We start from the raw sequence: 2,326 nt of genomic DNA on the forward strand, positions 1-2,326 counted from the left end.
GGTGGCTGATAGTGGTCACGATCAAGTAGTGAAATTATCACCAAATGGTAGTGAGATGGTGAGAGTGGGTGGATTTTCTATACTAAGGGCAGTTTCAGTAAATCCGGCAGATGGCACATGCTGGGTGGTTGATCACTTTCATAATCAAGTAGTAAAATTATCACCAAATGGGAGTGAAACAGTTAGAGTCGGTGGATTTGATAGACCACATTCAGTGGCAGTAAATCCGACAGATGGTACATGTTGGGTAAGTGATCCCTGGCAGGACCAAGTAGTGAAATTATCACCAGAGGGAAGTGTGACAGTGAGGGTTAAACTTGATCTCCCAGCCGGACTTTCAGTGAATTCAAGCGATGGTACATGCTGGGTGGTTGATCATCCCTATCAAGTAGTAAAATTATCACCAGAGGGAAGTGAAACAGTTCGAGTTGGTGGATTTTTCTGCCCATTTGTTTCAGTAAATCCGACTGATGGTACTTGTTGGGTGGGTGATTTCCAGCATGATCAAGTGGTAAAATTATCACCTGATGGAAGTGAGATATTCAGAGTTGGAGGATTTGATGGACCAGGTCCAGTTTCGGTAAATCCAGGGTTACCATTAGCGATTGAGATTAAGTTAAATGGTATTGAGTTTCATACTGAGGATACAATTACTATTGATGCGCATGTAACTAATGGTAAAGAGGAAGTGGATGTAGAAGGAAAATGTTGGGTTAGATTTCCTGATGATTCATTAATATCCCTATTGAATGTCCCTAAGGCTACTTTACCACCAGAGCTTGATATTATAATCCCTCTACTTCCTGGAGGCTATACCTTTAATGGTGGTGAACCTGAAGGAGAGTATAAGGCAGGTGGAAGATTAGCCTGCCCCATTACCCTTGATTATTTCAGCACGGACATTAAACCTTTTACTTTTACTCCATAATCAGGAGAGAACAAATCTCTCTTATCTGTGTATTAATCCAGCTTTGGCCTCAGCAAATGAGGCTAAAGATGGAATTTTATTTTGGTCTTGACAATAAGTATAATTATGGAGCAAATGATGGGAAAGAAGTATAGAGGGCAGAGAACAAAAAATAAGAAACAGAAAAAGAGGAGGTGGGAAATCCTTTCTAATATCCCAAAAATTTTTATACCAGAGGACAAACCATATATCCCAAGAGCATTTACGATGATAGATTATGGTGGTGGAATATTGGTATTTTTTATTTGCTGGGCGGTTTATCTTCATACCTTGACTCCAACTGTTGGTCTGCATGATTCTGGAGATATGATAACTGCGGCTTATGTCTTAGGTATTCCACATCCCACTGGTTATCCACTTTATTGTCTGCTGGGTAAACTATGGATGACTATTTTGCCATTTTATGTCAACAGCCTGTCAAAGGGATACCTTATAAAGGCTGATATTTGACTTCTGACATCTACTATTTGTGAGACAACAAGATGAAACATCAAAAAGTTAATAAAATTAAACTTGTGATAATAATAGTTTTGATACTAACATTATATTTATTTGGTTGGTTTAGACCTGAGCTAACCAGGTATGTCCAGATAAACAATCTTCTTTGCCAAAAACAAAAACAACTTGAAAAATACCCAATCCTGCTTTCAAATAAAGATGAGCATAAAAACCAAACTTTACTTCTAAAAAATGAGCTAAAAAAGATTAAAGATAAACTTTATGTAAGTGAGACTCCTTTGATAGCCACAAGCCAGTTTTTGACAGACATCGAAACAATATCTAACACCACCAATGCCAATGTCCTCACCAAAAATATCCTCCCGACTAAAAAGACAGGTAAATATCACCACCTATCTGTTATGCTTAATTTACAAACCAACAGTAGTGGGTTGACTAATTTTTTATATGCAATTAAAACCTCAAACAAACTATATTCAATACCTTATTTGAATATATTAGCACAAAAAGATAATAAATTAAGGGTAGCGTTAATAATATCCAGCTATATGGTCGTGAGTAACCGTTCAGGTTAGGCATCAGGTAAAGCCTCTCGGAATATTGGTAACCGTTCCCCGCAGAGACGCAGAGAAAAAATTAAGTAACTATTCAGCCACTGATTAACACGGATTAGCACGGATAGATACAGAGGTCAGAGGACAGAAGGCAGAGGACAACAAAAGGAAAAACCTTCAGCCTAATTACGGACACGGAAAACGGACACGGATTACGAATTTTGGTGGTGTCTGAAAATAACTCTAATAGTGAAATCTATGCAGATTTGGTGTCCAAAAGGGATTTCCTCCAAAGAGCAAAATGCAAAAAGCAAATATAAAAATTACATATCAAAATGTAAAATTA

At 37.7% G+C, this 2,326-nt stretch carries 3 protein-coding genes; all 3 read left to right on the forward strand.

Annotation, left to right across the window (positions count from 1 at the left end):
• On the forward strand, positions 1-928 hold a 928-nt coding region (locus tag AB1422_13200; protein MEW6620267.1), incomplete at its 5' end, for a hypothetical protein.
• 114 nt (positions 929-1,042) lie between these two features.
• Positions 1,043-1,417, forward strand: a complete 375-nt coding sequence (locus tag AB1422_13205; protein ID MEW6620268.1) for a DUF2723 domain-containing protein — start codon at positions 1,043-1,045, stop codon at positions 1,415-1,417.
• 32 nt (positions 1,418-1,449) lie between these two features.
• Positions 1,450-2,001 carry a GspMb/PilO family protein gene (locus tag AB1422_13210; GenBank protein MEW6620269.1) on the forward strand — a complete coding sequence of 184 codons (552 nt, stop codon included), beginning with the start codon at positions 1,450-1,452 and terminating at the stop codon, positions 1,999-2,001.
• The last annotated feature ends 325 nt before the right edge of the window (positions 2,002-2,326 follow it).

Source organism: bacterium, from assembly GCA_040757115.1.
Lineage (GTDB): Bacteria > UBA9089 > CG2-30-40-21 > CG2-30-40-21 > SBAY01 > JBFLXS01.